Source organism: Hansschlegelia beijingensis (assembly GCF_014196425.1).
GTDB classification, from domain to species: Bacteria; Pseudomonadota; Alphaproteobacteria; order Rhizobiales; family Methylopilaceae; genus Methylopila; species Methylopila beijingensis.
The window spans coordinates 972,457-997,805 of sequence record NZ_JACIDR010000001.1 but is presented as its reverse complement, the minus strand read 5'-3'; the positions used below and the strand labels follow the sequence as shown (position 1 = coordinate 997,805).

The 25,349-nt window shown below is 69.2% G+C and carries 25 protein-coding genes; 14 read left to right on the top strand and 11 right to left on the bottom strand.

What is annotated here, in order from left to right; genetic code table 11:
• Positions 1-12: 12 nt before the first annotated feature.
• The 3 genes from GGR24_RS04690 to GGR24_RS04680 all read left to right on the top strand — a co-directional run bounded on the left by GGR24_RS04690 (position 13) and on the right by GGR24_RS04680 (position 2,803).
• Positions 13-1,050 carry a cysteine synthase A gene (locus GGR24_RS04690; RefSeq protein ID WP_183394083.1) on the top strand — a complete coding sequence of 346 codons (1,038 nt, stop codon included), beginning with the start codon at positions 13-15 and terminating at the stop codon, positions 1,048-1,050.
• A complete protein-coding gene (gene sseA, locus GGR24_RS04685; protein WP_183394082.1) occupies positions 1,047-1,889 on the top strand; it encodes a 3-mercaptopyruvate sulfurtransferase in 843 nt (280 codons plus the stop codon). Before GGR24_RS04690 ends, sseA begins: the two co-directional genes overlap by 4 nt.
• Positions 1,890-2,029: 140 nt before the next feature.
• The gene (locus GGR24_RS04680) at positions 2,030-2,803 is read left to right on the top strand and encodes an aspartyl/asparaginyl beta-hydroxylase domain-containing protein (RefSeq protein WP_183394081.1); all 774 of its coding nucleotides are present in this window, start codon (positions 2,030-2,032) and stop codon (positions 2,801-2,803) included.
• Positions 2,804-2,818: 15 nt separating this feature from the next.
• Here the strand turns inward: GGR24_RS04680 and GGR24_RS04675 are convergent, their stop codons facing one another.
• The 7 genes from GGR24_RS04675 to GGR24_RS04645 all read right to left on the bottom strand — a co-directional run bounded on the left by GGR24_RS04675 (position 2,819) and on the right by GGR24_RS04645 (position 8,954).
• Positions 2,819-3,310, bottom strand: a complete 492-nt coding sequence (locus GGR24_RS04675; protein WP_246397934.1) for an MgtC/SapB family protein — start codon at positions 3,308-3,310, stop codon at positions 2,819-2,821.
• Between the two features lie 9 nt (positions 3,311-3,319).
• A complete protein-coding gene (gene gatB, locus GGR24_RS04670) occupies positions 3,320-4,798 on the bottom strand; it encodes an Asp-tRNA(Asn)/Glu-tRNA(Gln) amidotransferase subunit GatB (RefSeq protein WP_183394080.1) in 1,479 nt (492 codons plus the stop codon).
• A 78-nt stretch (positions 4,799-4,876) separates the two neighbouring features.
• Positions 4,877-5,980: a sensor histidine kinase gene (locus tag GGR24_RS04665; RefSeq protein WP_246398063.1), complete on the bottom strand. Its 1,104-nt coding sequence runs from the start codon at positions 5,978-5,980 to the stop codon at positions 4,877-4,879.
• Positions 5,981-6,045: 65 nt separating this feature from the next.
• Positions 6,046-6,354 carry a chorismate mutase gene (locus GGR24_RS04660; RefSeq protein WP_343066194.1) on the bottom strand — a complete coding sequence of 103 codons (309 nt, stop codon included), beginning with the start codon at positions 6,352-6,354 and terminating at the stop codon, positions 6,046-6,048.
• Positions 6,351-7,826 carry an Asp-tRNA(Asn)/Glu-tRNA(Gln) amidotransferase subunit GatA gene (gatA, locus tag GGR24_RS04655; RefSeq protein WP_183394078.1) on the bottom strand — a complete coding sequence of 492 codons (1,476 nt, stop codon included), beginning with the start codon at positions 7,824-7,826 and terminating at the stop codon, positions 6,351-6,353. The genes GGR24_RS04660 and gatA overlap by 4 nt, the downstream gene beginning before the upstream one ends.
• A 49-nt stretch (positions 7,827-7,875) precedes the next feature.
• Positions 7,876-8,163, bottom strand: a complete 288-nt coding sequence (gene gatC / locus GGR24_RS04650) for an Asp-tRNA(Asn)/Glu-tRNA(Gln) amidotransferase subunit GatC (RefSeq protein ID WP_183394077.1) — start codon at positions 8,161-8,163, stop codon at positions 7,876-7,878.
• An 80-nt stretch (positions 8,164-8,243) separates the two neighbouring features.
• Entirely contained in the window at positions 8,244-8,954 is a 711-nt protein-coding gene (locus GGR24_RS04645; protein WP_183394076.1) for a metal-dependent hydrolase, read from the bottom strand.
• 117 nt (positions 8,955-9,071) lie between these two features.
• Between GGR24_RS04645 and ruvX the strand changes: the two genes are divergently transcribed.
• Entirely contained in the window at positions 9,072-9,584 is a 513-nt protein-coding gene (ruvX, locus tag GGR24_RS04640; RefSeq protein ID WP_183394075.1) for a Holliday junction resolvase RuvX, read from the top strand.
• Positions 9,585-9,606: 22 nt separating this feature from the next.
• Here ruvX and GGR24_RS04635 read toward each other — a convergent pair whose 3' ends face one another.
• Complete coding sequence (locus tag GGR24_RS04635; protein ID WP_183394074.1) at positions 9,607-10,155, bottom strand: BA14K family protein; 549 nt, start codon at positions 10,153-10,155, stop codon at positions 9,607-9,609.
• A gap of 183 nt (positions 10,156-10,338) precedes the next feature.
• On the opposite strand from GGR24_RS04635, the gene GGR24_RS04630 reads away from it, so the two are divergent.
• The 4 genes from GGR24_RS04630 (at position 10,339) to dprA (ending at position 14,402) form a co-directional block, all read left to right on the top strand.
• Positions 10,339-11,292: an aspartate carbamoyltransferase catalytic subunit gene (locus tag GGR24_RS04630; RefSeq protein ID WP_183394073.1), complete on the top strand. Its 954-nt coding sequence runs from the start codon at positions 10,339-10,341 to the stop codon at positions 11,290-11,292.
• Positions 11,285-12,589 carry a dihydroorotase gene (locus GGR24_RS04625; protein ID WP_183394072.1) on the top strand — a complete coding sequence of 435 codons (1,305 nt, stop codon included), beginning with the start codon at positions 11,285-11,287 and terminating at the stop codon, positions 12,587-12,589. The genes GGR24_RS04630 and GGR24_RS04625 overlap by 8 nt, the downstream gene beginning before the upstream one ends.
• Positions 12,590-12,658: 69 nt before the next feature.
• Positions 12,659-13,267 carry a glycerol-3-phosphate 1-O-acyltransferase PlsY gene (plsY, locus tag GGR24_RS04620; RefSeq protein WP_183394071.1) on the top strand — a complete coding sequence of 203 codons (609 nt, stop codon included), beginning with the start codon at positions 12,659-12,661 and terminating at the stop codon, positions 13,265-13,267.
• Positions 13,268-13,274: 7 nt separating this feature from the next.
• On the top strand, positions 13,275-14,402 hold the full coding sequence (gene dprA, locus GGR24_RS04615; RefSeq protein WP_183394070.1) for a DNA-processing protein DprA: 1,128 nt from the start codon (positions 13,275-13,277) through the stop codon (positions 14,400-14,402).
• On the opposite strand, the gene GGR24_RS04610 is transcribed toward dprA, so the two are convergent.
• Positions 14,376-14,603, bottom strand: coding sequence for a hypothetical protein (locus GGR24_RS04610; protein WP_183394069.1), 228 nt, complete (start codon positions 14,601-14,603; stop codon positions 14,376-14,378). The genes dprA and GGR24_RS04610 overlap by 27 nt on opposite strands.
• A gap of 189 nt (positions 14,604-14,792) precedes the next feature.
• Between GGR24_RS04610 and topA the strand changes: the two genes are divergently transcribed.
• The 6 genes from topA to xth all read left to right on the top strand — a co-directional run bounded on the left by topA (position 14,793) and on the right by xth (position 22,508).
• Positions 14,793-17,429, top strand: a complete 2,637-nt coding sequence (gene topA / locus GGR24_RS04605; protein ID WP_183394068.1) for a type I DNA topoisomerase — start codon at positions 14,793-14,795, stop codon at positions 17,427-17,429.
• Positions 17,430-17,448: 19 nt separating this feature from the next.
• Complete coding sequence (locus GGR24_RS04600) at positions 17,449-17,790, top strand: hypothetical protein (RefSeq protein WP_183394067.1); 342 nt, start codon at positions 17,449-17,451, stop codon at positions 17,788-17,790.
• Positions 17,791-17,836: 46 nt separating this feature from the next.
• Positions 17,837-20,188 (top strand): ribonuclease R, encoded by a 2,352-nt coding sequence (rnr, locus tag GGR24_RS04595; RefSeq protein WP_183394066.1) that lies wholly within the window; start codon positions 17,837-17,839, stop codon positions 20,186-20,188.
• Entirely contained in the window at positions 20,185-20,634 is a 450-nt protein-coding gene (locus tag GGR24_RS04590) for a DUF983 domain-containing protein (protein ID WP_183394065.1), read from the top strand. Before rnr ends, GGR24_RS04590 begins: the two co-directional genes overlap by 4 nt.
• The gene (locus GGR24_RS04585; RefSeq protein WP_183394064.1) at positions 20,631-21,350 is read left to right on the top strand and encodes an NUDIX hydrolase; all 720 of its coding nucleotides are present in this window, start codon (positions 20,631-20,633) and stop codon (positions 21,348-21,350) included. The genes GGR24_RS04590 and GGR24_RS04585 overlap by 4 nt, the downstream gene beginning before the upstream one ends.
• A 375-nt stretch (positions 21,351-21,725) precedes the next feature.
• Entirely contained in the window at positions 21,726-22,508 is a 783-nt protein-coding gene (gene xth / locus GGR24_RS04580; protein WP_183394485.1) for an exodeoxyribonuclease III, read from the top strand.
• A 122-nt stretch (positions 22,509-22,630) separates the two neighbouring features.
• Here the strand turns inward: xth and GGR24_RS04575 are convergent, their stop codons facing one another.
• Together GGR24_RS04575 and ilvD are read right to left on the bottom strand one after the other, a co-directional pair.
• Positions 22,631-23,452 (bottom strand): tetratricopeptide repeat protein, encoded by an 822-nt coding sequence (locus GGR24_RS04575; protein WP_246397933.1) that lies wholly within the window; start codon positions 23,450-23,452, stop codon positions 22,631-22,633.
• Entirely contained in the window at positions 23,424-25,148 is a 1,725-nt protein-coding gene (ilvD, locus tag GGR24_RS04570; protein ID WP_183394063.1) for a dihydroxy-acid dehydratase, read from the bottom strand. Before ilvD ends, GGR24_RS04575 begins: the two co-directional genes overlap by 29 nt.
• Positions 25,149-25,349: the final 201 nt, after the last annotated feature.

The window sequence follows — 25,349 nt, the reverse complement described above, 5'->3', positions numbered from 1 at the left end:
GTGAATCTTGTGATGCGCATCCGCACCGGGCTCGTCGACGCCATCGGGAACACGCCGCTGATCCGGCTGGTCGGTCCTTCCGAGGCGACGGGCTGCACGATTCTCGGCAAGGCCGAGTTCATGAACCCGGGCCAGTCGGTGAAGGATCGGGCCGCTCTCTGGATGATCCAGGACGCCGTCGAGCGGGGCGAACTGCAGCCCGGCGGCGTGATCGTCGAGGGCACCGCGGGCAACACCGGCATCGGGCTCGCGCTGGTGGCGAACGCGCTCGGCTTCCGCACGGTCATCGTCATCCCCGACACGCAGTCGGACGAGAAGAAGCAGATGCTGCGGCTCGCGGGCGCTGAGCTCGTCGAGGTGCCGGCCGTCCCCTACAAGGACCCGAACAACTACGTGAAGCTTTCCGGCCGTCTCGCTGAGCAACTTGCGAAAACGGAGCCGGCGGGCGCCATCTGGGCGAACCAGTTCGACAACGTCGCCAACCGTCAGGCGCATATCGACGCGACCGGCCCGGAGATTTGGCGGGACCTCGACGGCAAGGTCGACGGCTTCGTCTCCGCGGTCGGCACCGGCGGCACCCTCGCCGGCACGGGCATCGCCCTGAAGGAGCGCGACCCCAACGTGAAGATCGCGCTCGCCGACCCGCCGGGCGCCGCGCTCTACAGCTATTACACCACCGGCGAACTGAAGGCGGAGGGCTCCTCGATCACGGAGGGGATCGGACAAGGCCGGATCACCGCCAATCTCGAGGGCGCGCCGGTCGACTTCGCCTACCAGATCCCGGACGCGGAGTCGGTGCAGGTGGTGTTCGACCTGCTGGAGCACGAAGGCCTCTGCCTCGGCGGCTCGTCCGGCGTCAACGTCGCCGGCGCGGTACGGCTCGCGCGCGAGCTCGGCCCGGGCCACACCATCGTGACCGTGCTGTGCGACTACGGCACGCGCTATCAGTCGAAACTGTTCAATCCCGATTTCCTGCGCTCCAAGGATCTCCCGGTCCCGGTCTGGCTTGAACGTCCCGGCACTGTCGATCTCGCGAAGGTCATGGAATGAATCCCAATCTGGTCTCGACCGAGTGGCTGGCGGCGCGTCTTGGCGACCCTGACGTCGTGCCGGTGGACGGCTCCTGGTATCTGCCGGACGCAGGGCGCGACGGCGCGGCCGAGTTCCGGGACAGGCACATCCCGGGCGCGGCGTTCTTCGACATCAACGCCGTCGCGGACCTGTCCTCGGGGCTCCCGCACATGCTGCCCTCGCCCGAGGTCTTCGCCGAAGCCGTCGGTCGCCTCGGGATCGGGACCGGCTCGACGGTCGTGGCCTATGACGGCGCCGGATTGTTCGCGGCCGCCCGGGTGTGGTGGACGTTCCGCGTCATGGGCGTGAACAAGGTCTATGTGCTCGACGGCGGGCTGCTGAAATGGCTCGCCGAAGGCCGTCCGGTCGAGACCGGCGCCTCGAGCAGACAGCCAACGTCGTTCGCCGCCCAGTTCGACCAGACCGCCGTCAAGAGCGCCGACCAGATCGCGGAGGCGCTGCGCGCCCATTCGGTCCAGGTTCTCGACGCCCGCTCCAGCCCGCGCTTCCGCGGCGAAGCGCCCGAGCCCCGCCCGGGTCTGGCCTCGGGCCATATTCCGGGCTCGCTCAACCTGCCATTTCAGGACGTGCTGGGCGCCGACGGTCGCCTGCGCGACGAGGAAGAGCTCCGCGCCGCCTTCGAGAAGGCCGGCGTCGACCTTGGACGGCCGGTCGTGACGACCTGCGGCTCAGGGGTGACCGCCGCGATCCTCGCGCTGGCGCTGGAGAGCGTGGGAGCGCGCGCGGCGGGGCTCTACGACGGCTCCTGGGCCGAGTGGGGCGCGGGCGGGCGACCCGTCGCGACGGGGCCTGGCTGAACAGGGTGAGCCGGTCTGCCGCTAGGCAGCCATGCGCGGGGCGGCGTGACCTGCACCCCGCGCTGCAATAGGATCGTCTCGGAAACAATGGTCCTTCCGCCGGAGTTCGGCGTGGGGGACGACGTCAGCAGAGCACTGCCATGGTCGAAGTCGCCAGCAACACCGAGGTGAAGAAGCCGTCCAAGCCCAAGCGCGGATGGCTGTACCGCACGGGCAAGAAGCTTCGGCCCTGGCTCGACGAGCAACTGGCCAAATGCTCGCTGGTCGGCAATCCGCCGGTGTTCCCGGCCGGAACCTTCCCGTGGACCGCCGAGCTCGAGAACAACTGGGAGGCCATCCGCCGCGAGGCCTTCTCGGTGCTGCAGACCGAGGACATCCCGATCCTCGCGGACATCTCTCCCGACCACGGCCGCCTCGGCGGCGACCGTAAGTGGAAGTCGTTCTTCCTCTACGGGTACGGCTACCGCGTCGAGGGCAACTGCCAGAAGTGCCCGGAGACGGCGAAGCTCGTCAGCAAGGTGCCTGGCCTGAACAGCGCCTTCTTCTCGATCCTGACCCCGGGCGCTCGCATTCCCCGCCACCGCGGCGTGACCAAGAACCTGATCACCTGCCATCTCGGGCTGCTGGTTCCCAAGGACTGGGAGCGCTGCCGCATGGCGGTCCATGACGACATGGTCTACTGGCGCGAAGGCAAGACCGCGGTTTTCGACGACACCTATTTCCATGAGGTCTGGAACGAGACCGACGAAACCCGCGTGATCCTTCTGGTGCAGTTCGAGCGTCCGATGCGGCAGCCCGGCCGCGCCATCGGGCGCAGCTTCATGTGGGCGGTGCGGCGCAGTCCGTTCGTGCAGGAAGCGCGCAGGAACTTCCTCGCCTGGCAGGGCGCGCAGAACCGCATCGACGGACACTAGGCTGGCGCGGCGGCGTCAGCCGTCGTCGTCTTCCGTGGAGCGGGCTCCTCCGAGCTTGCGGCCGAACTGGTGCGGCACCATCAGCACCAGGAGCGCGAGCCCCAGCCCCATGATGATCAGCGGCCACTGCGCGAGCGCGCAGGCGAGGCCGAGCGCCGCGGTCAGCCAGACCGTCGCGGCGGTCGTGAGGCCATGCACCCGCTGGTCGCCCGTGTCCTTCAGGATCACGCCGGCGCCGAGGAAGCCGACGCCGGTCAGGACCCCCTGAAGGACGCCCTGCACCACCCGGCTCAGGGCGTCCGGCTCATCGCGCCAGGCCGGATCCTCCAGCGCGGCGAGCGACACCAGACAGGCGCCTAGCGAGACCAGGCCGAGCGTCCGCATGCCTGTGGGCTTGCCCTTCAGGTCGCGGTTGAAGCCGATCATGACGCCGCACGCGACGGCAAGGAGCAGGCGGACGGCGTGCTCCCAAACGAAGCCGTCGAAGATCGCTGCGGCGCTCTCCAAGGCCTTGCCTCAGATGCCGAGCTTGGACTTCAGGATGTCGTTCACCGCCTGCGGGTTGGCCTTGCCTCCCGAGGCCTTCATGACCTGTCCGACGAACCAGCCGATCAGCGTCGGCTTCGCCCTCGCCTGCTCCACCTTGTCGGGATTCGCGGCGATGACCTCGTCGACGACCTTCTCGATCGCACCCGTGTCCGTAACCTGCCTCAGGCCCCGGCTCTCGACCAGCTCGCGCGGGTCGCCGCCTTCGCTCCAGAGGATCTCGAACAGGTCCTTGGCGATCTTGCCCGAGATGACGTTCTCCGAGATGAGATCCAGCAGTCCGCCCAGCTGCTTCGCGGTGACCGGGCTTTCCGTGATCGATTGGCCTTCCTTGTTCAGGCGGCCGAACAGCTCGTTGATGACCCAGTTCGCGGCGAGCTTCGCATCGCGCCCGGCGGCCACCTCCTCGAAGAAGGCGGCCGATTCCCGCTCGAGCGTGAGCACCATCGCGTCATAGGGGGTCACGCCGTAGTCGCTGACGAACCGCGCCTTCTTGGCGTCCGGCAGCTCCGGCAGCGCGGCCGCGAGTTCATCGACCTCCGCCTGCTCGACCACGAGCGGCAGCAGGTCCGGGTCGGGGAAATAGCGATAGTCGTGCGCCTCCTCCTTGGAGCGCATGGCGCGCGTCTCGCCCCGCACGGGATCGAACAACCGCGTCTCCTGGTCGATCGACCCGCCGTCCTCAAGAATGCCGATCTGGCGGCGCGCCTCGGTTTCGATCGCCTGGCCGATGAAGCGGATCGAGTTGACGTTCTTGATCTCGCAGCGGGTGCCGAAGGGCTCGCCGGGCCTCCGCACGGAGACGTTCACGTCGGCGCGCAGGTTGCCCTTCTCCATGTCGCCGTCGCAGGTCCCGATATACCGCAGGATCGTGCGCAGCTTGGTGACGTAGGCCTTGGCCTCCTCGGAGGAGCGCATGTCCGGCTTCGACACGATCTCCATCAGGGCGACGCCCGAGCGGTTGAGATCGACGAAGGAGGAGCTCGGGTCCTGATCGTGGATCGACTTGCCGGCGTCCTGCTCGAGATGGATGCGCTCGATGCCGACCATCACGGTCTCGCCGCCGGGCAGGTCGACCGCGACCTCCCCCTCGCCGACGATCGGGCTCTTGTACTGGGAGATCTGATAGCCCTGCGGCAGGTCCGGATAGAAGTAGTTCTTCCGGTCGAAGGTCGACTGCAGATTGATGCGGGCCTTCACCCCGAGGCCCGTGCGGATCGCCTGGCGCACGCATTCGTGGTTCAGCACAGGCAGCATGCCCGGCATGGCGGCGTCGACGAGGCTGACATGGCTGTTGGGCGGCGCGCCGAAGGCCGTCGACGAGCCGGAGAACAGCTTGGCCTCCGAGGTCACCTGGGCGTGGATCTCGAGCCCGATGACCAGTTCCCAGTCGCCGGTCGCTCCGGAAATGAGCTTCGAGGAGGCGGGCGTGCGGGACGGCGCGTTCATCGTCAGATCAAACCTTGCATGGGATGTCGCCGCAACTCCTACCGCCAAGCCGCAGGCCAGCACAACGGCCGGCCGCGCTCAGCGCCTGGAGGTTTCGGCCGGCGGAGTGAGCCAGAACCGGATGGTGATGGCCAGGCCGCCCGCCTCGGAAGCTCCGACCTGGACCTTCGCCCGCGTGTTCGCCTCCAGCGAGCTCACCATCAGGGCGCCAAGCTTGCCGGGCTTCGGCCAGGTCTCGCCTTCCGGCAGCCCGACGCCGTCGTCGGAAACCGAGACCACGCACTCCTCCGCCCCTTCCTTGAGGCACCGCACCGTGACGACGCCTTCGCTGCGGCCTTCGAACGCGTATTTCATCGCGTTGGTCAGCAGTTCGTTCACGAGCAGGCCCACGGGCATCGCGACGTCCACGGTCGTCTGGCAGGGTTCGATCTGGAGATCGAGCCTCACGCCCTCGGCGCCTTGAGAGCGGATCACCGACCCGGCGATCTCGCTGATCAGCGATCCGAGGTCGATCGCCCCCGAGGCGCCCTCAAGGGACAGCTGGCGGTACAGCAGCCCGAGAGCGTCGATCCGGCCTGCCAGCCGCTCGAAGGGGCCGTCGCCGATCTGCGGTCCGGCCCGGCGCGCCTCCATCCTGATCAGCGCCGTGACGATTTGCAGATTGTTCTTCACCCGGTGCTGGATCTCGCGCAGCAGGACGTCCTTGTCGCGAAGCTGCGCCTCGAACGCCTCCCGCTGCGGCGCGTCGCGCTCCGTGACGTCGATCAGGGCGACAAGCCGGTACTTCGGCCGGCCGTCATCCGTGGTCACCGTCGCGCTCTGAAGCTCGATCCGGCGGGGCGGATCGGCGTCCCGCGGCGCGGCGAGATAGGAGCGGCCCGAAGGCTCGTCCTCCACGACCGCATCGGCGAACGCGAGATCGCCCTCGCACGTCAGGCGATCGTTGAGCTGAGACCAGGCCGCACTCTCGATCTCGGAGAACGAAACTCCGAGCACGAGTTCCGCCTCCTGGTTCGCATAGACGATCCGCTCCTCGCCGCCCTCCGCGATCTCGCCCACGAGGATCGCGACGGGAACATGGTCGAGGAACTGCTTGAAGCGGTCGGACTCCAGAGCTTCGGCAAGCTCGGGCGTCGCCGCGAGCTCTTCGGCGAGCCCCTCGGTCTCGGGATCGGTGTTCATGCTCGGCACGCGATTGACGCCATCGGTCGGGCCGAGGGGCGGGTCTACGGGGGGAGCTCGGAGGCCTACCGCGCCGCGGTCTGCTCCATCAGCCGTCGTTCATGCGAGATGAACTCGGCCATCATCGCACGCCACAGCCTTTCGACAAGGTCGGGATCCACATCGTGGCGGCCCGCGAGGTCGCGGACATGCGCGGCGACTTCCTCGACCCGCCACGGCACGAGGGCGATCTGGGGATTCCCCTTGAGGCGCGCCGCTTCCGCGATGCAGTGCGCCCGCGCCGCTATCAGGGGCATCAGCGCCTCGTCGATGGAATCGATCGCTGCGCGGACTTCCGCCATGGACCCGTAGGTCGGGCGCTCCGACCCGCTCACCACCAGCGCTCGGCGGAGAAGCGGCCAGCGGCGTCCTCGATCACCGCCCCGGTCGCAAACAGGGTCTCTTCGTCGAACGGCCGCCCGATCAGCTGGAGCGCGAGCGGAAGGCCCTCGGCCGACAGACCGGCCGGAACCGAAATCCCGGGCAGGCCCGCCATGTTCACTGTCACGGTGAAGACGTCGTTCAGGTACATCTCGACCGGCGAAGCGTTCGACATCTCGCCGACGCCGAACGCCGCCGAAGGCGTCGCGGGGGTCAGGATCGCGTCGACGCCGTCAGCGAAGACCGTCTCGAAGTCACGCTTGATCAGGGTGCGGACCTTCTGCGCCCGGACGTAATAGGCGTCGTAGTAGCCGGCCGAGAGCACATAGGCGCCGATCATCACGCGGCGGCGAACCTCGGCCCCAAAACCCTGCGCGCGGGTGTTCTCGTACATCTCCGTCACGTCGCGGCCGGGAACGCGCAGGCCGTAGCGCACCCCGTCATAGCGCGCGAGGTTCGAGGAGGCTTCCGCAGGCGCGACGATGTAGTAGGCCGGCAGGGCGTACTTCGTGTGCGGCAGCGAGATCTCGACGATCTCCGCGCCGGCCGCCTTCAACTGCTCGGCGCCCCTGGTCCAGAGGGCCTCGATCTCGGCCGGCATGCCGTCGACCCGGTACTCCCGGGGAATGCCGATGCGCAGCCCCTTAACCGAGCGGCCGACCGCGGCCTCGTAATCCGGCACCTCGCGGTCGACGGACGTCGAATCCCGCGGGTCGAAGCCCGCCATCGCGCCGAGCATGATCGCCGCGTCGCGAACGTCGCGCGCGATCGGGCCGGCCTGGTCGAGCGAGGAGGCGAAGGCGACGATGCCCCAGCGGGAGCAGCGGCCGTAGGTCGGCTTGACCCCGACCGTTCCGGTGAACGCCGCCGGCTGCCGGATGGAGCCGCCGGTGTCCGTCGCGGTCGCGCCGAGACAGATCCGGCCGGCGACCGCCGCCGCCGAGCCGCCGGACGATCCGCCCGCGACCAGCTGGGCGTCCGAGCCCTTCCGGCGCCAAGGGTTGATGGGCGCGCCAAAGCACGACGTCTCGTTGGACGAGCCCATCGCGAACTCATCATTGTTGAGCTTGCCGAGCATGACCGCGCCAGCTTTGCGCATCCGCTCCGTGACATGCGACTCATAAGGAGGCACGAAGCCGTCGAGGATCCGCGAGCAGGCCGTCGTCCGCACGCCCTCGGTGCAGAAAAGATCCTTGACGCCGAGCGGCATGCCCTCGAGCGCGCCCGCCTCCCCTTTGGCGAGCCTCTGGTCCGATTCCTCCGCCCGCGCGACGGCGACCTCGGGGGTCTCGAGCACGTAGGCGTTGAGCGTCCGGGCCTGCTCCATCGCCGTCAGATAAGCCCGCGTCAGCTCGACCGCGGAGAAATCCTTCCGGATGAGCGCCGCGCGAGCTTCGGCGAAAGTGAGGTCCAGCAGATCTGTCATGAACGGCTTTGAATGTGGGAGGACGCAAAAGTTCGGCGGCGGCGCGCGCTCATTCGACGACCTTGGGGACGACGTAGAAATCGCCCTCGCGCGCCGGCGCGTTGCGCAGCACGTCTTCAGGCTTCTCGCCGTCGGTCACCACGTCTTCCCGCAGCCTCAGCGCCGTCGGGATGACGCTCGTCATCGGCTCCACCCCCTCGACGTCGAGGGCGGAGAGCTCTTCCACGAAGGAGAGGATGGCGTCGAGCTCGCCCCGCAGCTTCGTGACCTCCGCATCGGAGACCGCAATGCGGGCGAGCTTCGCCACGCGGCGCACGGTGGATTCGTCGACGGACATCAGCGACTTTCAGGCGTTTTGGCGACGGCCGGGCTTTATCATAGGGCCAGCGCGGCCCGCAACGCCGCCTCCGCCGCCGCTCAGGACTCGGTTTCGAAGGCCTCGCCGATGGGCGGCGCCTTCACGGTCGTGCCGCGCACGCTGTCCATCAGTTCGATGAACCGGTCCGCCGACTGCTCGAGCAGCGGGAAGGTCGCATAGTGGCAGGGCACGACCAGATCGAAATCGAAGAAGTGGCGGCATGCGTAGGCCGCGGTCTTCGGGCCCATCGTGAAACGGTCGCCGATCGGCACGAAGCCGACGGTGGGGGCGTAAAGCTCGTTGATCAGCTTCATGTCGCCGAAGATGCCCGTGTCGCCCATCGCATAGACGACAGGCTCGTCCTCGCCCTGGGGCGAGATGATCAGGCCGTGCGGATCTCCAAGATAATGCGAGACGCCGTTCTCGAACGTGCCGGAGGAGTGGAGCGCCTGGGTCATCGTGACCCGGAAGCCGCCCAGCTCGATGGAGCCGCCGGTGTTCATCGGTTCGAGCTTCTCCACGCCCTGCCCGCCGATCCACTGGGCGAGGTCGAAGTCCGCCACCACCGTGGCGCCCGTCCTCTTCGCGATCTCGACCGTCTCGCCGACGTGGTCGTAATGGCCGTGGGTGAGAAGGATGTGCGTCGTGCCCTTCGTGGCCTCCGTCTTGTCCCCGTGGAAGGTCCCGTTCTCGAGGAACGGGTCGATGAGCACGGTGCTCGAGGCGAACTCGAGCTTGAAGGCGGAATGGCCGTACCAGGTGATGCGCATAAGGTGCGTCGTCCTCGTCCCGGTGAGAGTCGGAGCAGACAACTAATCGGTTCGGCCGGGAGGGCAAGCGCGCCGACAGGGCCGCGCCGACCCTCCGCGCTGTGCTAGGAGCGTGCGATGGCCACGATATACGACGATCTCAGAAGCTTCGGAACGGACCTTCCGACCCTCGGGCAGGTGATCGGACTGGACCTCGGCGCCAAGACCATAGGGGTGGCGGTCTCGGATCCCGGCCGCATGATCGCGTCGCCGCTCGAGACGATCGCCCGCACCAAGTTCACGCTCGACGCCGAAAAGCTGTTCGCGATCATGACGAGCCGCCGATGCGTCGGTCTGGTGCTCGGGCTGCCGATGAACATGGACGGGACCGAGGGGCCGCGCGCGCAGGCGACCCGCGCCTTCGCCCGCAATCTCGCGCAGCGCGTGGAGGTTCCGATCGCGCTCTGGGACGAAAGGCTTTCGACCGCGGCCGTGGAGCGGCTGATGATCTCGTTCGACACCAGCCGAAAGCGGCGCGCCGAGACCGTCGACAAGCTCGCCGCCGCCTACATTCTGCAGGGCGCGCTCGACCGGCTGTCGGCGCTGCGCCGCCAGCCGGATGCAGAGAACGGGAGTCAGGCCGAGCCCTGAGGCTCCGCCCGACTCGCCATTATCAGCAGGGCCGGTAGCGGATCACCTCGATCGGCCGCCCGCGACGATCGCGGGTGCGCGTGATCACCCTGCACTCCGGTCCGTAGTAGGCGCGCCGATAGCCGTAGTACGGCCCGCCATAATAGTAGTAGTCGTCATCATAGTAGTACGGGCTCGCCAATGCGGCGCCGGCCGCCAGCCCGAGAATGCCCGCCGCGGCATACCCTCCGTAGTAGCGGTGACGATGGCCGTAGTAGCGGTGGCGGCCATAGTAGCCGTGACGTCCCCAGCCGCCTCCGCCCCAATGCCGGCCGCCGCCGCCCCAGTGACGACCTCCGCCGCCCCAGTGGCGACCTCCGCCGCCCCAGTGCCCGCCGCCGCCGCCCCAGTGGCGGCCGCCGCCGCCACCCCAACCCCGGCCGCCGCCGCCGCGGTGGCCGACGGTCTGGATGTCGCTGTACTTCACGCCGGCGATGGTCGCGTTTGCCGGAGCCGCTTGCGCCGGAACCGAGGCGGCCACGATTCCGGCCGCCGAGACTCCGGCGATAATCGCATTCCGAAGTGACATCATTGCACGCTCTCCCTGCGCACGCCGGCAGGTTCTGAGGAGCCGGACGCCGCCGAATGCCGGGTCGGCGGCGTGCGCCGCAGGCCCGAGTGCCCTCTTGAGGAGACATGGTGTTATTGGGGACGTGGACAAGATCGCGTGAGCGCTTGCCCCCCGCGCCGTCCTGGCGCTAAGAGACCGGCCTTAATGCGCCCTGACCCAAGCCAGCCGTTCGCCTTTCCCCACCGGCACCTGCTTGGCGTGGCGGGGCTGTCGCCGAACGAGATCGAAGGCCTGCTGGCCGCGGCCGAGGACGCGGTCGCCCTGAGCCGGCAGGTCGAGAAGAAGCGCACCACGCTGCGCGGCCGCACGCAGATCAATCTGTTCTTCGAGAGCTCGACGCGCACGCAGTCGTCCTTCGAGATCGCCGGCAAGCGGCTGGGCGCCGACGTCATGAACATGTCGGTCGCCTCCTCCTCGATCAAAAAGGGGGAGACGGTGCTGGACACGGCCGCTACGCTCAACGCGATGCGGCCCGACATCATCGTCGTGCGCCACCACGCCGCGGGAGCCGTGGCGCTGCTCGCCCAGAAGGTCGACTGCTCGGTCGTCAACGCCGGCGACGGCGCCCATGAGCATCCGACGCAGGCGCTGCTCGACGCGCTGACGATCAAGCGCGCCAAGGGCCGCATCGAAGGGCTGACGGTGGCGATCTGCGGAGACGTGCTGCACAGCCGCGTCGCCCGCTCCAACATCCTGCTGCTCAACGCGCTCGGCGCGCGGGTGCGGGTGGTGGCGCCCTCGACCCTGCTTCCAGCGGGCGTCGAACGGCTCGGCGTGACCGCTTACCGGAACATGCGCGAAGGACTCGAGGGAGCGGACGTCGTCATGATGCTGCGGCTGCAACTCGAGCGGATGAACGGCTCGTTCGTGCCTTCGGTGAAGGAGTACTTCCAGCAGTTCGGGCTCGACGCGGCGAAGCTCGCCTTCGCGGCGCCGGACGCCGTGGTGATGCACCCCGGTCCGATGAACCGTGGCGTCGAGATCGCCTCCGAGGTGGCCGACGGGCCCCGGTCTCTGATCCGCGACCAGGTCGAGATGGGCGTGGCGGTGCGCATGGCGGTGCTCGAAGCTCTCGCGCGGCATCTTCCCGATGCGTGATCCCTCAACTCCGGAAGCGCCGGCGACGCTGTTCACCAACGCCCGGCTCGTCTGCCCGGCCACCGCACGGGACGAGATCGGCGGCTTGCTCGTCGAAGGCGGCGTCATCGCGGCCATCGGCTCCGATCTGCGGGCGCCTGCCGGCGCCGAGATCGTCGACTGCCGCGGCGCGACGCTCGCCCCGGGACTGATCGACCTGGGCGCGTTCGTCGGGGAGCCCGGCGCCGAGCATCGAGAGACGATCGCGACCGCGAGCGAGGCCGCAGCGGCCGGCGGCGTGACCACCATCGTGACGCGCGCCGACACCACGCCGCCCGTCGATGCCCCCGAGATCGTCGACTACCTCAAGAGGCGAGCGCGCGACACGGCAAGCGTCCACGTCTATCCGATGGCCGCGCTGACCAAGGGGCTCGCCGGCGCGGAGATGACGGAGATCGGCCTCCTGCTCGAAGCGGGGGCCGTGGCTTTCGGAGATGGACCGCGCACCATCTCGAGCTCCCGGGTGATGCGCCGGGCGATGACCTACGCGCGGGATTTCGACGCGCTGGTCTGCTGCCACGCCGAGGATCCGGAGCTGATCGCGGGCGGCGCGATGAACGAAGGCGAGTTCGCGACGCGACTGGGACTGCCCGGTCGGCCCGCCGCGGCCGAGACGCTGATCATCGAGCGTGACGTGCGGCTCGCGGCCCTGACCGGCTGCCGCTACCACGCTAATCTGGTCACCTGCGGAGCGAGCCTCGACGTGATCGCGCGCGCGAAGGTCTCGGGCGCGGCCGTCACCTGCGGCGCCTCGATCGCGCATCTGTCGCTCAACGAGAACGACGTCGGCGAGTACCGCACCTTCTTCAAGGTGGCGCCGCCCCTCCGCAGCGAAGACGACCGGCGCGCTCTGGTTCAGGGACTGGCGGACGGGCTGATCGACGTGGTGGTGTCGGCCCACGACCCCCAGGACGTCGAGACCAAGCGGCGGCCGTTCGCAGAGGCCGAGGACGGCGCGATCGGGCTCGAGACCATGCTGGCGGCGGGATTGCGCCTGGTTCACGCCGGTGAGGTCACGCTTCACCGGCTGCTGGCGGCGATGTCCACGCGCCCTGCCCAGTTGCTCGGCCTGCCGGGCGGCGCCCTCCGGCTCGGCGCCCCCGCCGACCTGATCGTCATCGACCTCGACGCCCCGTGGGTGCTCGATCCGGCGTCGCTCCGGTCGAAGTCGAAGAACACGCCGTTCGATGGCGCGAGGCTCCAGGGTCGGACGCTGCGCACCATCGTTGCCGGCCGGACCGTCTACGCATACGCTTGATCCGCCCGCGGCCCCAGGCTGCGCAAGAAGAAGTCTCGCGCCGCCAACCTGAGCGCCCCCGATCCGACAATGCCGCTCGCTATCCTCTCATCCATCGGCCTGGGTTACCTGCTGGGATCGATCCCTTTTGGCTTGATCGTGACCCGCCTCGGCGGCGGCGGCGACATTCGAGCCATCGGCTCCGGCAATATCGGGACGACGAACGTCCTGCGGACCGGCCGCAAGGAGCTCGCGGCGCTGACGCTGCTCGGCGACATGCTGAAGGCGACCGCCGCGGTCCTGCTCGCGGACTGGCTCTGGGGCGGACAGGCCGGGGTTCTCGCCGGAGCGGCCGCCTTCATCGGGCATGTCTTCCCGGTCTGGCTTCGCTTCAAAGGCGGCAAGGGCGTGGCGACCTATGTCGGCGGGCTTCTGGGAGCCGCCTGGCCGGTCGCCCTCGCTTTCGCGGGGGTCTGGATCGCGGTCGCTCTCGTGACCCGCTATTCCTCGGCCTCGGCCCTGGTCGCCAGCCTGGTCGCGCCGGCGCTTCTGGCGATCTGGTGGCCCGCCGAGACAGCCGTCGTGTTCACGGTCCTGACCGCGCTTCTCTGGGCGCTTCACCGGGACAATATCAGCCGACTGCTGGCGGGCGAGGAAAGCCGCATCGGCCAACGCTCCGCCGCTCCCGGCCGGGGGTAGAGGCACGATGCCGGGGCGGCTGACCGACGAACAACGCCTCGCCTGGCTGCGCCTGATCCGCTCCGAGAACGTCGGCCCCCACGCCTTCCGCAACCTCGTCAACCATTTCGGCGGCGCCGGCGCCGCCCTGAGCGCGCTGCCCGACCTCGCCCGCCGGGGCGGACGCGCGATCCGGGTCTGCGGCCAGGCCGAGGCCGAGGCCGAGATGGACGACGCCCGGCGACGGGGCGCGCGGTTCGTGGCGCTCGGCGAAGCCGATTACCCGCCTGCGCTGGCGGCCGCCGACGGCGCCCCTCCGCTCATCGCCGTGGCGGGCAACGCAGCCGTCTTCCAGCGGCCGATGGTGGCGATCGTCGGCGCCCGCAACGCGTCCTCCGCGGGCCGGTCGTTCGCGGCGCGGCTCGCCGCCGAACTCGGAGGCGCGGGGTGGGTGATCGTCTCCGGCCTTGCTCGCGGCGTCGACGCCGCCGCGCACTCCGCCTCGCTCGCCTCGGGAACCGTGGCCGCCTATGCGGGCGGCCTCAACTGCGTCTACCCGCCCGAGCACGCGGATCTCGCAGGCCGCATCGTGAATGAGGGCGCCCTCGTCAGCGAGATGCCGATGGGCTGGCAGCCGCGCGGGCGAGACTTCCCCCGCCGGAACAGGCTGATCGCGGGGATGTCGCTCGGGGTGATCGTCGTCGAGGCGGCCTTGCGGTCGGGCTCCCTGATCACCGCAAGGCTCGCCGCCGAGATGGGGCGCGAGGTGATGGCGGCTCCCGGTTCGCCGCTCGATCCCCGCTGCGAGGGCTCCAACGGACTGCTGCGCGACGGCGCGGTCTTCATCACGCGCTCAGACGACGTCATCGATGCGCTTGCGCCATTGGTCGACCGTGGTCCGCCTGCGCCGCGCCCGATCTCCCTCGCGCAGGCCGAGGCCGCCGGCTTCGACCATGGCGAGCCCGCCAGCTGCGACCGCGCCCGAATCCTCGAGCTTCTGGGCCCCTCCCCCGCTTCTGTCGACGAGTTGGTCCGGCAGGCCGACGCCGAAGCCCGCACAGTCCAGATCGTGCTGCTGGAGCTCGAGCTCGCGGGCCGGCTGGAGCGTCAGAGCGACGGCAGGGTCAGGTTACTCGCCGGGGATCTCTGGGACTGAAGAGTCCTCCTGCGCCTCGCGGGCGGCGCGGATCTCGGCCTCGGCCTCCAGCCGCGCCATGTCGAGCAGGTAGGCGAGCGTCGTCAGACCGTTGCGGCGCGCGAGCTCACGCAGATCGCCCGCCAGCGACGCGACATAGGCCGCGATCTCTTCGCCCTTCAGAGATGTCGAGGACGGCCTTCGCTGATCCGACCTGGACAACCCCTCGCCTCCCCTTATGGTTGTAGAGATAAAAATCATAAACCATAAGGAGAGGGAGCGCTATGTTTCCTTGGCCTCCGGGCGTCACGCGGCGCCGCCGGCGCGGGCCTCGATTTGACAGGCTCGGGACGCTCTCCCATTTTCCGGCCCGCCGCCGTAGGCAACCGGCCGGCCAGGGGCACCCGCTTCATGCACAACGTCGTCATCGTCGAATCGCCTGCGAAGGCGAAGACGATCAACAAATATCTCGGCTCGGATTACGAGGTTCTCGCCTCCTACGGGCACGTCCGCGACCTGCCGGCCAAGGACGGGTCGGTGGACCCGGAGGCGGACTTCCACATGCTGTGGGAGGTCGACGGCAAGTCGGCTCAGCGGCTGAACGAGATCGCTCGCGCCGTGAAGGGCGCGGACAAGCTGATCCTCGCCACCGACCCGGATCGCGAAGGCGAGGCCATCTCCTGGCATGTGCTGGAAGTGCTCCGCGCCAAGAAGGCGCTGAAGGACCAGCCGGTCGAACGCGTGGTGTTCAACGCGATCACCAAGCAGGCGATCCTGGACGCCATGAAGCACCCGCGCGAGATCGACTCGGCGCTGGTCGACGCTTACCTGGCGCGCCGCGCGCTCGATTATCTCGTCGGCTTCAACCTCTCGCCTGTGCTGTGGCGTAAGCTTCCCGGGGCGCGCTCCGCCGGGCGGGTGCAGTCCGTCGCGCTCAGGCTCGTCTGCGACCGGGAGGTCGAGATCGAGCGCTTCAAGCCGCGCGAATACTGGTCCCTGGTCGCGCAGCTCAAGACGCCGCGCGGCGAAGCCTTCGAGGCGCGAATCTCCTCCGCCGACGGCAAGCGGCTGGGCCGGCTGGACGTGCCGGACGAGGCCACCGCGACCGCGCTGAAGCAGGCGATCGAGGCGTCGGAGCTCGCCGTCGCGAATGTCGAGGCCAAGCCCGGACGGCGCAATCCGCAGCCGCCCTTCACCACCTCGACGCTCCAGCAGGAAGCCTCGCGCAAGCTCGGCTTCGCGCCGAACCGCACGATGCAGCTCGCGCAGCGGCTCTATGAGGGCGTCGACATCGGCGGCGAGACGGTCGGCCTGATCACCTATATGCGGACCGACGGCGTCGACATGGCGCCCGAGGCGGTGACCGCCGTCCGCTCCCTGATCGGCTCCGACTATGGCGACCGCTACCTGCCCTCTTCGCCGCGGCGTTACACGACCAAGGCGAAGAACGCTCAGGAGGCCCACGAGGCCGTGCGCCCGACGGATCCCCGTCGCACGCCGAAGGAGATGGCGCGCCGGCTCGATGACGACCAGGCGAAGCTCTACGAGCTGATCTGGAAGCGGACCGTCGCGAGCCAGATGGAGTCGGCCGAAGTCGAGCGCACCACCGTCGACATCTCCGCCAACGGTTCCGACCGGCGCATCGAGCTCCGCGCGACCGGCACCGTCGTCACCTTCGACGGCTTCCTCGCGCTTTATCAGGAAGGCCGAGACGACGAGGAGGACGACGAGGCGCGCCGCCTGCCGCAGATGAGCGCCGGCGAGCCGCTCGACCGCGTGGCGCCGGTCGCGGCCACGCAGCACTTCACGGAGCCGCCGCCCCGCTACACCGAGGCCGCCCTGGTCAAGCGCATGGAGGAGCTTGGCATCGGCCGCCCCTCCACCTATGCGGCCACGCTCACCGTGCTGCGCGATCGCGGCTACGTGCAGCTCGACAAGAAGCGGCTGGTGCCGGACGACAAGGGCCGGCTCGTCACGGCCTTCCTCGAGAGCTTCTTCAACCGCTACGTCGAGTACGACTTCACGGCCGGGCTCGAGGAGCAGCTCGACCGCGTGTCGAACGACGAACTCGACTGGAAGGAGGTCCTGCGGGACTTCTGGCGCGAGTTCACCGGCGCGATCGACGCCACCAAGGAACTGCGCGTCACCGAGGTGCTGAACGCGCTGAACGAGGTTCTGGGGCCGTACATCTTCCCTGCGCGCGCGGACGGCGGAGACCCGCGGGTCTGCCCGACCTGCGGAACCGGTCAGCTGTCGCTCAAGCTCGGCAAGTTCGGCTCGTTCGTCGGCTGCTCGAACTATCCTGAGTGCCGTTACACACGTCCGCTCGGCGCCGAGCTCGACGGAACGGACGGCGCTGCGGCCGGCGCGGACGGCGTGAAGGCGCTCGGGACCGACCCGGCGTCCGGTCAGGAGGTGACCCTGCGCAACGGACGCTTCGGCCCCTACGTCCAGCTCGGAGAGCCGGTCGAGAAGGAGAAGCCGAAGCGCGCGTCGCTGCCGAAGGGGTGGTCCGCCGCCGAGCTCGATCTCGAGGGAGCGCTCAAGCTGCTGTCGCTGCCCCGGCTGGTCGGCGTGCATCCGGAGTCGGGCAAGCCGATCGAAGCCAACCTCGGCCGCTACGGTCCCTATGTCAGCCATGACGGCGTCTACGCCAACCTTGACGGCGTCGACGAGGTGTTCTCGGTCGGCATCAATCGCGCCGTCGCGGCGCTCGCCGAGAAGAAGGAGAAGCGGGGCGCCCGCGGCGCCGTCGCCGGCCGCGCTCTCGGCGAGCACCCGGGAGGCGGGCCGATCACGGTGCACGCCGGGCGCTACGGCCCCTATGTCAAATATGGCAAGGTCAACGCCACCCTGCCCCAGGGGACGGATCCGGAGGCGCTGACCCTCGAGGAAGCCGTCAGGCTGGTGGACGCCAAGGCCGAGAAGGGCGGCGGCCGCAAGCCGGCGCGCAAGCCCGCCGCGAAGAAGGCCGCGGCCAAGAAGCCGGCCGCCAAGAAGGCTGCGTCGGGCAAGACCGGCAAAGCCGCCAAGGCGGCCACGGGGTGAACGCTCGACGGGGAACCAAATGAAGAAGGTCGCGATTACCGCCATGGTGCTGGCGCTCGCATCTCCGGTGATGGAAGCGGCCGCCGGTTCCTATGTGGTCTGGGGGGTCGGCTCGCGCCGCTGCGGCGCATGGATCGACGCGCAGCGCACCAATCAGGCGAAGGCGGAGGCGTACCAATCGTGGGTGCACGGTTTCGTCACCGGCGCGGGCTTCGCCCGCGAGGGACTGAAGCTGAAGGACGTGGACGTCCGGCCCGAGACTCTGACGAAATGGGTCGACGAGTACTGCCTGGCCAACCCGCTGATGACCATCGAGCGCGCCGCCGTCGGCCTGCTGGACCACATCGCAGCTGAGAAGTAACGCCGCCGAGACGCGAGCAGGCTGCGCAGCCGCAGGCAGGACGAAGTTGGCCCGGAAGACCTCTCCCAAGACCGCAGCCCCCAGCGCACCATCCCGCGGCCTGCCGTCGCGCGACGAGCTGGTGGCCTTCATCGCTTCTGAAGGCGGCAAGGTCGGCAAGCGCGAGATCGCGCGCGCGTTCCGGATCTCCGGCGCCGAGCGGGTCGAACTGAAGCGCATGCTGCACGAGTTGCAGGACGAAGGCGTCGTCGCCCGGAGGGGCAAGCGGCTCGCACGCTCCGGCGCCCTGCCCTCCGTCGTGCTGGCCGACGTCGTCGGCCGCGACCGCGATGGCGAGTTGCTCGCGGAGCCCGCCGAGTGGGATGAGGAGGAGCACGGCGCCCCGCCGAGGATACTGATCGACCCTGCGCCTTCGCGCGGGCGCAAGCCGGGCCTCGCGCCGGGGATCGGCGACCGCGTCCTGGTCCGGGCCGAACCGCTTGAGGAGGTCGAGCCGGGCGGCGCCACGCATCATGGCCGCGTCATCAAGGTGCTGTCGAAGCAGTCCGCGCGGGTTCTGGGCATCTTCCGGCTTCTGCCGGACGGCTCGGGCCGGCTCGTGCCCGTGGAGAAGCGCAACGCGGGCCGCGAGCTCGCGATCGCCACCGCGGACTCCGGCGGCGCCAAGGACGGCGATCTGATCTCCGCCGACATCATCAAGGAGGGCCGCTACGGCCTCCCCGCCGCCCGGGTGCGCGAGCGACTCGGCTCGCTGAAGAGCGAGCGCGCGGTCAGCCTGATCGCGATCCACGCTCATCAGATCCCGCATGTCTTCCCGGCGGCCGCGCTCGCAGAGGCGGAGGCTGCGCCCGCCGCTTCCCTCCAGGGACGTGAGGACTGGCGGCGGGTCCCGTTGATCACGATCGACCCGGCGGACGCCAAGGACCACGACGACGCTGTCCACGCCGAGCCCGACCCGGACCCGGCGAACGCGGGCGGCCATATCGTCACCGTCGCGATCGCGGACGTCGCCGCCTATGTGCATCCGGGCTCGGCGCTCGATCGCGAGGCGTTGGAGCGCGGAAACTCGGTCTACTTCCCGGACCGCGTGGTTCCGATGCTGCCGGAGCGCATCTCCAACGATCTCTGCTCGCTGCGTGAGAAGGAGAACCGCCCTGCCCTCGCTGTCCGGATGTGGATCGGCAAGGACGGGCGCAAGCTTCGCCACTCGTTCCACCGGGTGATGATGCGGTCCGCCGCCAAGCTCTCCTACAGCCAGGCGCAGGCTGCGATCGACGGCGCGCCCGACGACGCGACCGGACCGCTGCTCGAGCCGGTCCTGAAGCCGCTCTGGGCCGCCTATGCGGCGCTCAAGACGGCGCGCGACGCGCGCGGCCCGCTCGACCTCGACCTGCCCGAGCGCAAGTTGCTGCTGAAGCCCGACGGCACCGTCGACCGCGTGATCGTGCCCCCGCGGCTCGACGCGCACAGGCTGATCGAAGAATTCATGATCCAGGCGAACGTCGCCGCGGCCGAGACGCTCGAGGCGCGGCGCACGCCGCTGGTCTACCGGGTCCATGACGCGCCCTCGCTGGAAAAGCTCGAGGCGCTTCGCGAGCTGCTCAAGACGCTGGACATCGAGTTCGCCCAGTCCGGCAATCTCCGGCCGATGCACTTCAACCGCATCCTGGCGCGGACGGCTGAAAGCGAAAGCGCGAGCCTGATCAACGAGGTGGTGCTCCGGACCCAGGCTCAGGCCGAGTACGCGGCCGAGAACTACGGCCATTTCGGCCTCAACCTGCGCCGCTATGCGCATTTCACCTCGCCGATCCGCCGCTACGCCGACCTGATCGTGCATCGCGCGCTGATCCGGGGGCTCGACCTCGGATCCGACGGGCTGCCTGACAGCGCCACGGCCGAGACGCTGGGCGAGATCGGCGCCCGCATCTCCGCGGCCGAGCGGCGCGCCATGGCCGCGGAGCGCGAGACCGTGGACCGGCTCATCGCGCACTTCCTCGCCGACCGTGTCGGCGCGACGTTCACCGGGCGGATCGCCGGCGTGACCCGCTCGGGCCTGTTCGTGAAACTCGACGAGACCGGCGCGGACGGCTTCGTCCCGATCTCGACCCTCGGCGCGGAATACTTCTCTCATGACGAGGCCGCTCGCGCCCTCGTCGGGGAGCGGACCGGGGAACGCTACCGGCTCGGCGACACGGTCGAGGTCAAGCTGGTCGAGGCCGCGCCGGTCGCCGGCGCCCTGCGCTTCGAGATGCTGTCCGAAGGACAGCCTGGCCGCCCCGCGGGCCGAGGCAAGCGTGGCTCGCGACGCGCCGCGGCTGGGGATTCGAAAAATGCGCCCGGGGGTCGTAAGAAGGGCGCGCGCGCGACGCGCGGCTCGAAAGGCAAGGGATCCCGATGAGCTTCGAGGTAAAGACCGCTTCCAGAGACGCTCCAGAGCCGCGCCTGATCGGGCGCTCCCTGCTGCGCGGGTCGCTGTGCCGCTGCCCCGCCTGCGGACAGGGCCGCATGTTCGGCAGCTATCTCAAGGTCGCGCCGCAGTGCGCCGCCTGCACCGAGGAGCTCCACCACCAGCGCGCCGACGACGCGCCTCCCTATGTGGTGATCTCCATCGTCGGCCACGTGATCGTGGCTCTGATCCTGGCGGTGGAGCTGGCCTACCAGCCGCCGGTCTGGCTCCACATGGCCCTGTGGCTGCCGCTGACGGTGATCCTCTCGCTCCTCCTGCTGCCGCCCGTGAAAGGCTCCCTGGTGGGCCTGCAGTGGGCGCTCCGGATGCATGGCTTCGGCGGCGAGGATGATGGGCTGCCCGCGGACGGCGGCCTCAGGCCCACGCCTCAGGCGTGAGCGCGCCGGAAGCGTCGGCAGCGCCGCAAGGCCGGAAGCCGCGGCAGCCGATCAGGGACGCCGCGACGCTCATCCTGCTCGACCGCTCCGAGTCCGAACCGAAAGTCCTCATGGGCCGCCGGCACCATGCCGTGCGGTTCATGCCCGGCAAGTACGTGTTCCCGGGCGGGCGCGTCGAACCGGAGGACGGCCGCGTCAACGTCGCCGGCACATACGCGCCGCACGTCGAGCGCAGCCTGCAGGCCCGCGTGGCTCGCCCGTCGATCACCCGCGCCCGCGCCTACGGACTCGCGGCGCTCCGGGAACTCGCGGAAGAGACCGGGCTGCTGATCGGCGAGGCCGAGATGGAGGGCTTCCACGCACGAAGCGAGTCGTGGAAGGCGTTCGCGGAAGCGAGCGTCTTCCCGTCGCTCGAGGGTCTTCACCTGGTCGCCCGGGCGATCACCCCTCCTGGCCGGCCTCGCCGCTTCGACACGCGCTTCTTCGCGGCCGACCGGTCGCTCGTGTCAGCCACGCGAGCCGACGTCATCCATCCGGACGCAGAGCTGGTCGAGTTGGTCTGGGTGACCTTCGACGAGGCGCGACGGCTTGATCTGCCGGCGATCACCGGCCTCGTTCTCCGTGATCTGGCGGAGCGCCTGGAGAACGGGCTGGAGCGCGATCTGCCCACCCCATTCTACCGCCAGGGCTCGGCTTCCGAGCGCGAGTTGATCTAGGGACGGCCGCCCGCGGCGGCTCGGCGGCCATCGCCGTTGCTGAGGATTTAGCCATCGTCCGCACATTTCTGTGGCGTCTATGTGGTTGATTCTCATGCTTGCGGGAGGCAACGGCCCATCGCGCGCCTCGCGGGCGACGATCGAGATATCCGATCAAGCGAGTGGCGGCCGCCTGCGTCGTTTCGCGCGGCCCGATTTTCGATCGCAGTACTGGAAAAATCGCGGAGGAAAGGCGAAATAATCGGGAGCGACGGACGGTTTGCGCTTTCTGTCGTTTGCCCTCCTTGGGCGTTTCCTCCCTAGACTTAGGCCGCTCGCCTCGCGAGCGGCCTTTTTTTCGTCTATTGCCTGCCGCGGCCCGGGGAGATGAAGAACGTGCAGATCGCGACCTGGAACGTGAACTCCATCAAGACGCGTCTCGAGCTGCTCCTGCGCTGGCTGGACGAGGCGAAGCCGGATCTCGTCTGCCTGCAGGAGATCAAGTGCGTCGACGAAGCCTTTCCTCGGGCCGAGATCGAGGCCGCCGGCTACAACGTCGCCGTCCACGGGCAGAAGTCCTATAACGGCGTCGCGATCCTCTCGCGCCATCCTCTGGAGGACGTCCACGTTCGACTCGGCGGGGATGAGCAGGACGAACACGCCCGCTTCATCGAGGCGGTGGTGTCGACCGAGGCGGGCGTGGTGCGCCTGGGCGGACTGTACTTGCCGAACGGCAACCCCGCCGACACGCCGAAATACGGCTACAAGCTGGCCTGGATGGAGCGGCTGCGCGCGCACGCCGCCGAGCGGCTGGCCCACGAGGAGATCTTCGTGCTGGCCGGCGACTTCAACGTGATCCCCGCAGCCGAGGATGCGAAGCGGCCGGCCGCGTGGGTCCACGACGCGCTGTTCCTGCCGGAGACCCGCGCCGCCTGGAGGCGCCTGCTCGCTCTCGGGATGACGGACGCCGTGCGCGCCTGCGACGACGCAGCCGGCCTCTTCACCTTCTGGGACTATCAGGCGGGCGCCTGGCAGAAGAACGACGGCATCCGCATCGACCACCTGCTGCTCTCGCCGCAGGCGGCGGACCGACTGGTGGGCGTTCGGATCGACAAGCACGTCCGCGCCTGGGAGCGGCCGTCCGATCACGTGCCGGTGGTGGCTGAACTCGCGCTCTGAACAGCGCGCGGAAAGATGCTTCGGCCGCGCAGGGCGGCGGCTTCAGGCCCGTGACGCCGGGCGTGTCTCGACCACGACCCCGCTTCCGTTCGGCGCGCCGTAGCCCTGGCGAGACCGCGAAGCTATTCGCGGTCCTTCTTCCAGGCCGTCACGTAGCTCTGCGCGGTCTCCTGCTCTTCGGGAGAGGCTTCCGCCAGGGCCTCGCCATAGAGGTCGGCGATCCACTTCTGGCTCCCGCCGGAGGCGTCGTTGGCGAGCGTCAGCCACATCAGCCCGCGCGCACGCTGACGGGGTATCTGAAGTCCGTTGAACAGCATGTGGCCGAGAACGGCCTGCGCCTCGCGCTGCCCCTTGTTCGCCGCCAGTCCGAGCCAACGCGCGGCCTGCCGCGGGTCCTTCTCGCCATCCGGCCCGTCGATATACATCCGGGCGAGGTTGTACTGCGCGTCGGGGTCGCCGAAGTACGAGGCCGCATAGGCGAACATCTCGCGGGCGCGCGCTGGGTCCGCCCTGATCGGACTGTTCGGGACGCCGTCCAGATAATAGTTGCCGAGCGCGACGAAGGAATTGGCCACGAACCGCGCCTGCATGGTGCCCGGCGCGTCGTCCGCGTGAGCGTTGGCGACCTGGCTGAAATAGTCGAACGCCTTGACGTCGTCGCGATCGACGCCGTCGCCCTCGGCGTACATGCGGGCGAGCTTCCATTGCGCCATCGCGTGACCGCGCTTCGCCGCGTCGAGCAGCGAGGTCACCGCTGTCGCCTTGTCGCCCGCAATATAGGCCCGGGCGCCCGTCTGGAACGCCTCGAACGGCGACGGCTCTTTCTTGGAGGTCGACGGCGCGCCGTCGAAGGCGTGCGCCGCCCCGAGGGCGCCGAGGAGCGCAACCAGCGCCGCGGCGACTATGGCTGCTCGATCATACATCGGCATAGGAGCGCCGCTCATGCTTGCCGCCCGGATGGGTGACGGCGCCGAAACGCGCCGGCCCGACGCCCTGGGCGAATTTCCACAACGCGCCGGATCCGAAGCCGTGGTCGCGCGGCCGCCAGCCCTGCCGGCGCGCATCGAGCTCCTCGTCCGTGAGCGCGACGTCGATCGAACCCGCGACAGCGTCGATCGTGATCACGTCGCCGTCGCGGATGAGCCCGATGGGACCGCCGACCGCAGCCTCCGGTCCGACATGCCCGACGCAGAAGCCGCGCGTCGCGCCCGAAAACCGGCCGTCCGTGATGAGCGCGACCTTGTCGCCCATCCCCTGCCCGTACAGCGCAGCGGTCGTCGCCAGCATCTCGCGCATTCCCGGGCCGCCCTTGGGGCCCTCATAGCGGATGACCAGCACCTCGCCTTCCTCGTAGGTCCGGTTCGAGACCGCCTCGAAGCAGGCTTCCTCGCTGTCGAAGCAGCGGGCTGGTCCGGTAAATCGCTGCTCCTTCATGCCCGCGACCTTCACGATCGCGCCGTCCGGGGCGAGGTTGCCCCGCAGCCCCACCACGCCGCCGGTCCGGGTCAGCGGCCTGTCGGCCGGCAGCACCACGTCCTGGTCGGCGTTCCAGCGAACCTTCTCCATGTTCTCGGCGATCGTGCGTCCAGTGACGGTGATGCAGTCGCCATGAAGAAAACCGTGGTCGAGCAGAGTCTTCATAAGCAGCGGCACGCCGCCAACCTCGAACAAGTCTTTGGCGACATAACGACCGCCCGGCTTCAAATCCGCCACATATGGCGTCCGCCTGAAGATCTCGGCGACGTCGAACAGGTCGAACTCGATGCCGGCCTCATGGGCCAGCGCCGGCAGATGGAGCGCAGCGTTGGTGGATCCGCCTGAAGCCGCCACCACAGTCGCGGCGTTCTCGAGCGCCTTCCGGGTGACGATGTCGCGCGGGCGGATGTTGCGGGCGATCAGTTCCATGACCATCTCGCCGGCCGCCATGCAGAACCGGTCGCGGATCTCATAGGGCGCGGGCGCGCCCGCCGAATAGGGCAGCGCCAGTCCGATCGCCTCGGACACTGTCGCCATGGTGTTCGCGGTGAACTGCGCGCCGCAGGCGCCGGCGGACGGGCAGGCCGCCTGCTCGATCTCGTCGAGGTCCTCGTCGGACATCGCGTGGACCGAATGCTTGCCGACCGCCTCGAACACGTCCTGGATCGTGATGGGCTGGCCGCGGAACGAGCCGGGCAGGATGCTGCCGCCATAGATGAAGATCGAAGGCACGTTGAGGCGCACCATCGCCATCATCATGCCCGGCAGGGACTTGTCGCAGCCGGCGAGCCCCACGAGGGCGTCGTAGCAGTGGCCGCGCATCGTGAGCTCGACGGAGTCCGCGATCACTTCGCGCGAGGCCAGCGAGGACTTCATCCCCTCATGGCCCATGGCGATGCCGTCGGTCACTGTGATGGTGCAGAACTCGCGCGGCGTGCCGTTGGCGGCCGCGACGCCCTTCTTCACGGCCTGCGCCTGGCGCATCAGGGAGATGTTGCAGGGCGCAGCCTCGTTCCAGCACGAGGCGACGCCGACCAGCGGCTGGTGGATCTGAGCCTTGGTCAGACCCATGGCGTAGAGGTAGGAGCGGTGCGGGGCGCGCGACGGGCCCTCGGTGACGTGCCGGCTAGGCAGTTTCGACTTGTCGAAAACCTTCGAATCCATGCCGCCCCAATCCCTCGGGGCGAAACGCGCCCCATACTCTTGCTCAGCGGGGCGGACCGACCATGGCGCCATCTGACGCCAGTATCCGAACGCGCGCGGCCCGCCGCCGCCAAACGCCTTGGTCCCCCGACCGTCTCAAGACGAGACAGCGTTTTCAGGCAGCAGGTTACCTCCGAAATAGTTGGCGATTTGTGGCTGAAT

Coding starts and splice junctions, on each gene's coding strand:
- GGR24_RS04690 (WP_183394083.1), top strand. CDS start 13: ATGCGCATCCGCACCGGGCTCGTCGACGCCATCGGGAACACGCCGCTG.
- GGR24_RS04600 (WP_183394067.1), top strand. CDS start 17,449: ATGAAGAAGGTCGCGATTACCGCCATGGTGCTGGCGCTCGCATCTCCG.
- gatA (WP_183394078.1), bottom strand. CDS start 7,826: ATGACAGATCTGCTGGACCTCACTTTCGCCGAAGCTCGCGCGGCGCTC.
- GGR24_RS04625 (WP_183394072.1), top strand. CDS start 11,285: ATGCGTGATCCCTCAACTCCGGAAGCGCCGGCGACGCTGTTCACCAAC.
- sseA (WP_183394082.1), top strand. CDS start 1,047: ATGAATCCCAATCTGGTCTCGACCGAGTGGCTGGCGGCGCGTCTTGGC.
- GGR24_RS04645 (WP_183394076.1), bottom strand. CDS start 8,954: ATGCGCATCACCTGGTACGGCCATTCCGCCTTCAAGCTCGAGTTCGCC.
- plsY (WP_183394071.1), top strand. CDS start 12,659: ATGCCGCTCGCTATCCTCTCATCCATCGGCCTGGGTTACCTGCTGGGA.
- gatC (WP_183394077.1), bottom strand. CDS start 8,163: ATGTCCGTCGACGAATCCACCGTGCGCCGCGTGGCGAAGCTCGCCCGC.
- topA (WP_183394068.1), top strand. CDS start 14,793: ATGCACAACGTCGTCATCGTCGAATCGCCTGCGAAGGCGAAGACGATC.
- GGR24_RS04590 (WP_183394065.1), top strand. CDS start 20,185: ATGAGCTTCGAGGTAAAGACCGCTTCCAGAGACGCTCCAGAGCCGCGC.
- ilvD (WP_183394063.1), bottom strand. CDS start 25,148: ATGGATTCGAAGGTTTTCGACAAGTCGAAACTGCCTAGCCGGCACGTC.
- GGR24_RS04635 (WP_183394074.1), bottom strand. CDS start 10,155: ATGATGTCACTTCGGAATGCGATTATCGCCGGAGTCTCGGCGGCCGGA.
- dprA (WP_183394070.1), top strand. CDS start 13,275: ATGCCGGGGCGGCTGACCGACGAACAACGCCTCGCCTGGCTGCGCCTG.
- GGR24_RS04575 (WP_246397933.1), bottom strand. CDS start 23,452: ATGAGCGGCGCTCCTATGCCGATGTATGATCGAGCAGCCATAGTCGCC.
- gatB (WP_183394080.1), bottom strand. CDS start 4,798: ATGAACGCGCCGTCCCGCACGCCCGCCTCCTCGAAGCTCATTTCCGGA.
- GGR24_RS04665 (WP_246398063.1), bottom strand. CDS start 5,980: ATGAACACCGATCCCGAGACCGAGGGGCTCGCCGAAGAGCTCGCGGCG.
- ruvX (WP_183394075.1), top strand. CDS start 9,072: ATGGCCACGATATACGACGATCTCAGAAGCTTCGGAACGGACCTTCCG.
- GGR24_RS04630 (WP_183394073.1), top strand. CDS start 10,339: ATGCGCCCTGACCCAAGCCAGCCGTTCGCCTTTCCCCACCGGCACCTG.
- GGR24_RS04680 (WP_183394081.1), top strand. CDS start 2,030: ATGGTCGAAGTCGCCAGCAACACCGAGGTGAAGAAGCCGTCCAAGCCC.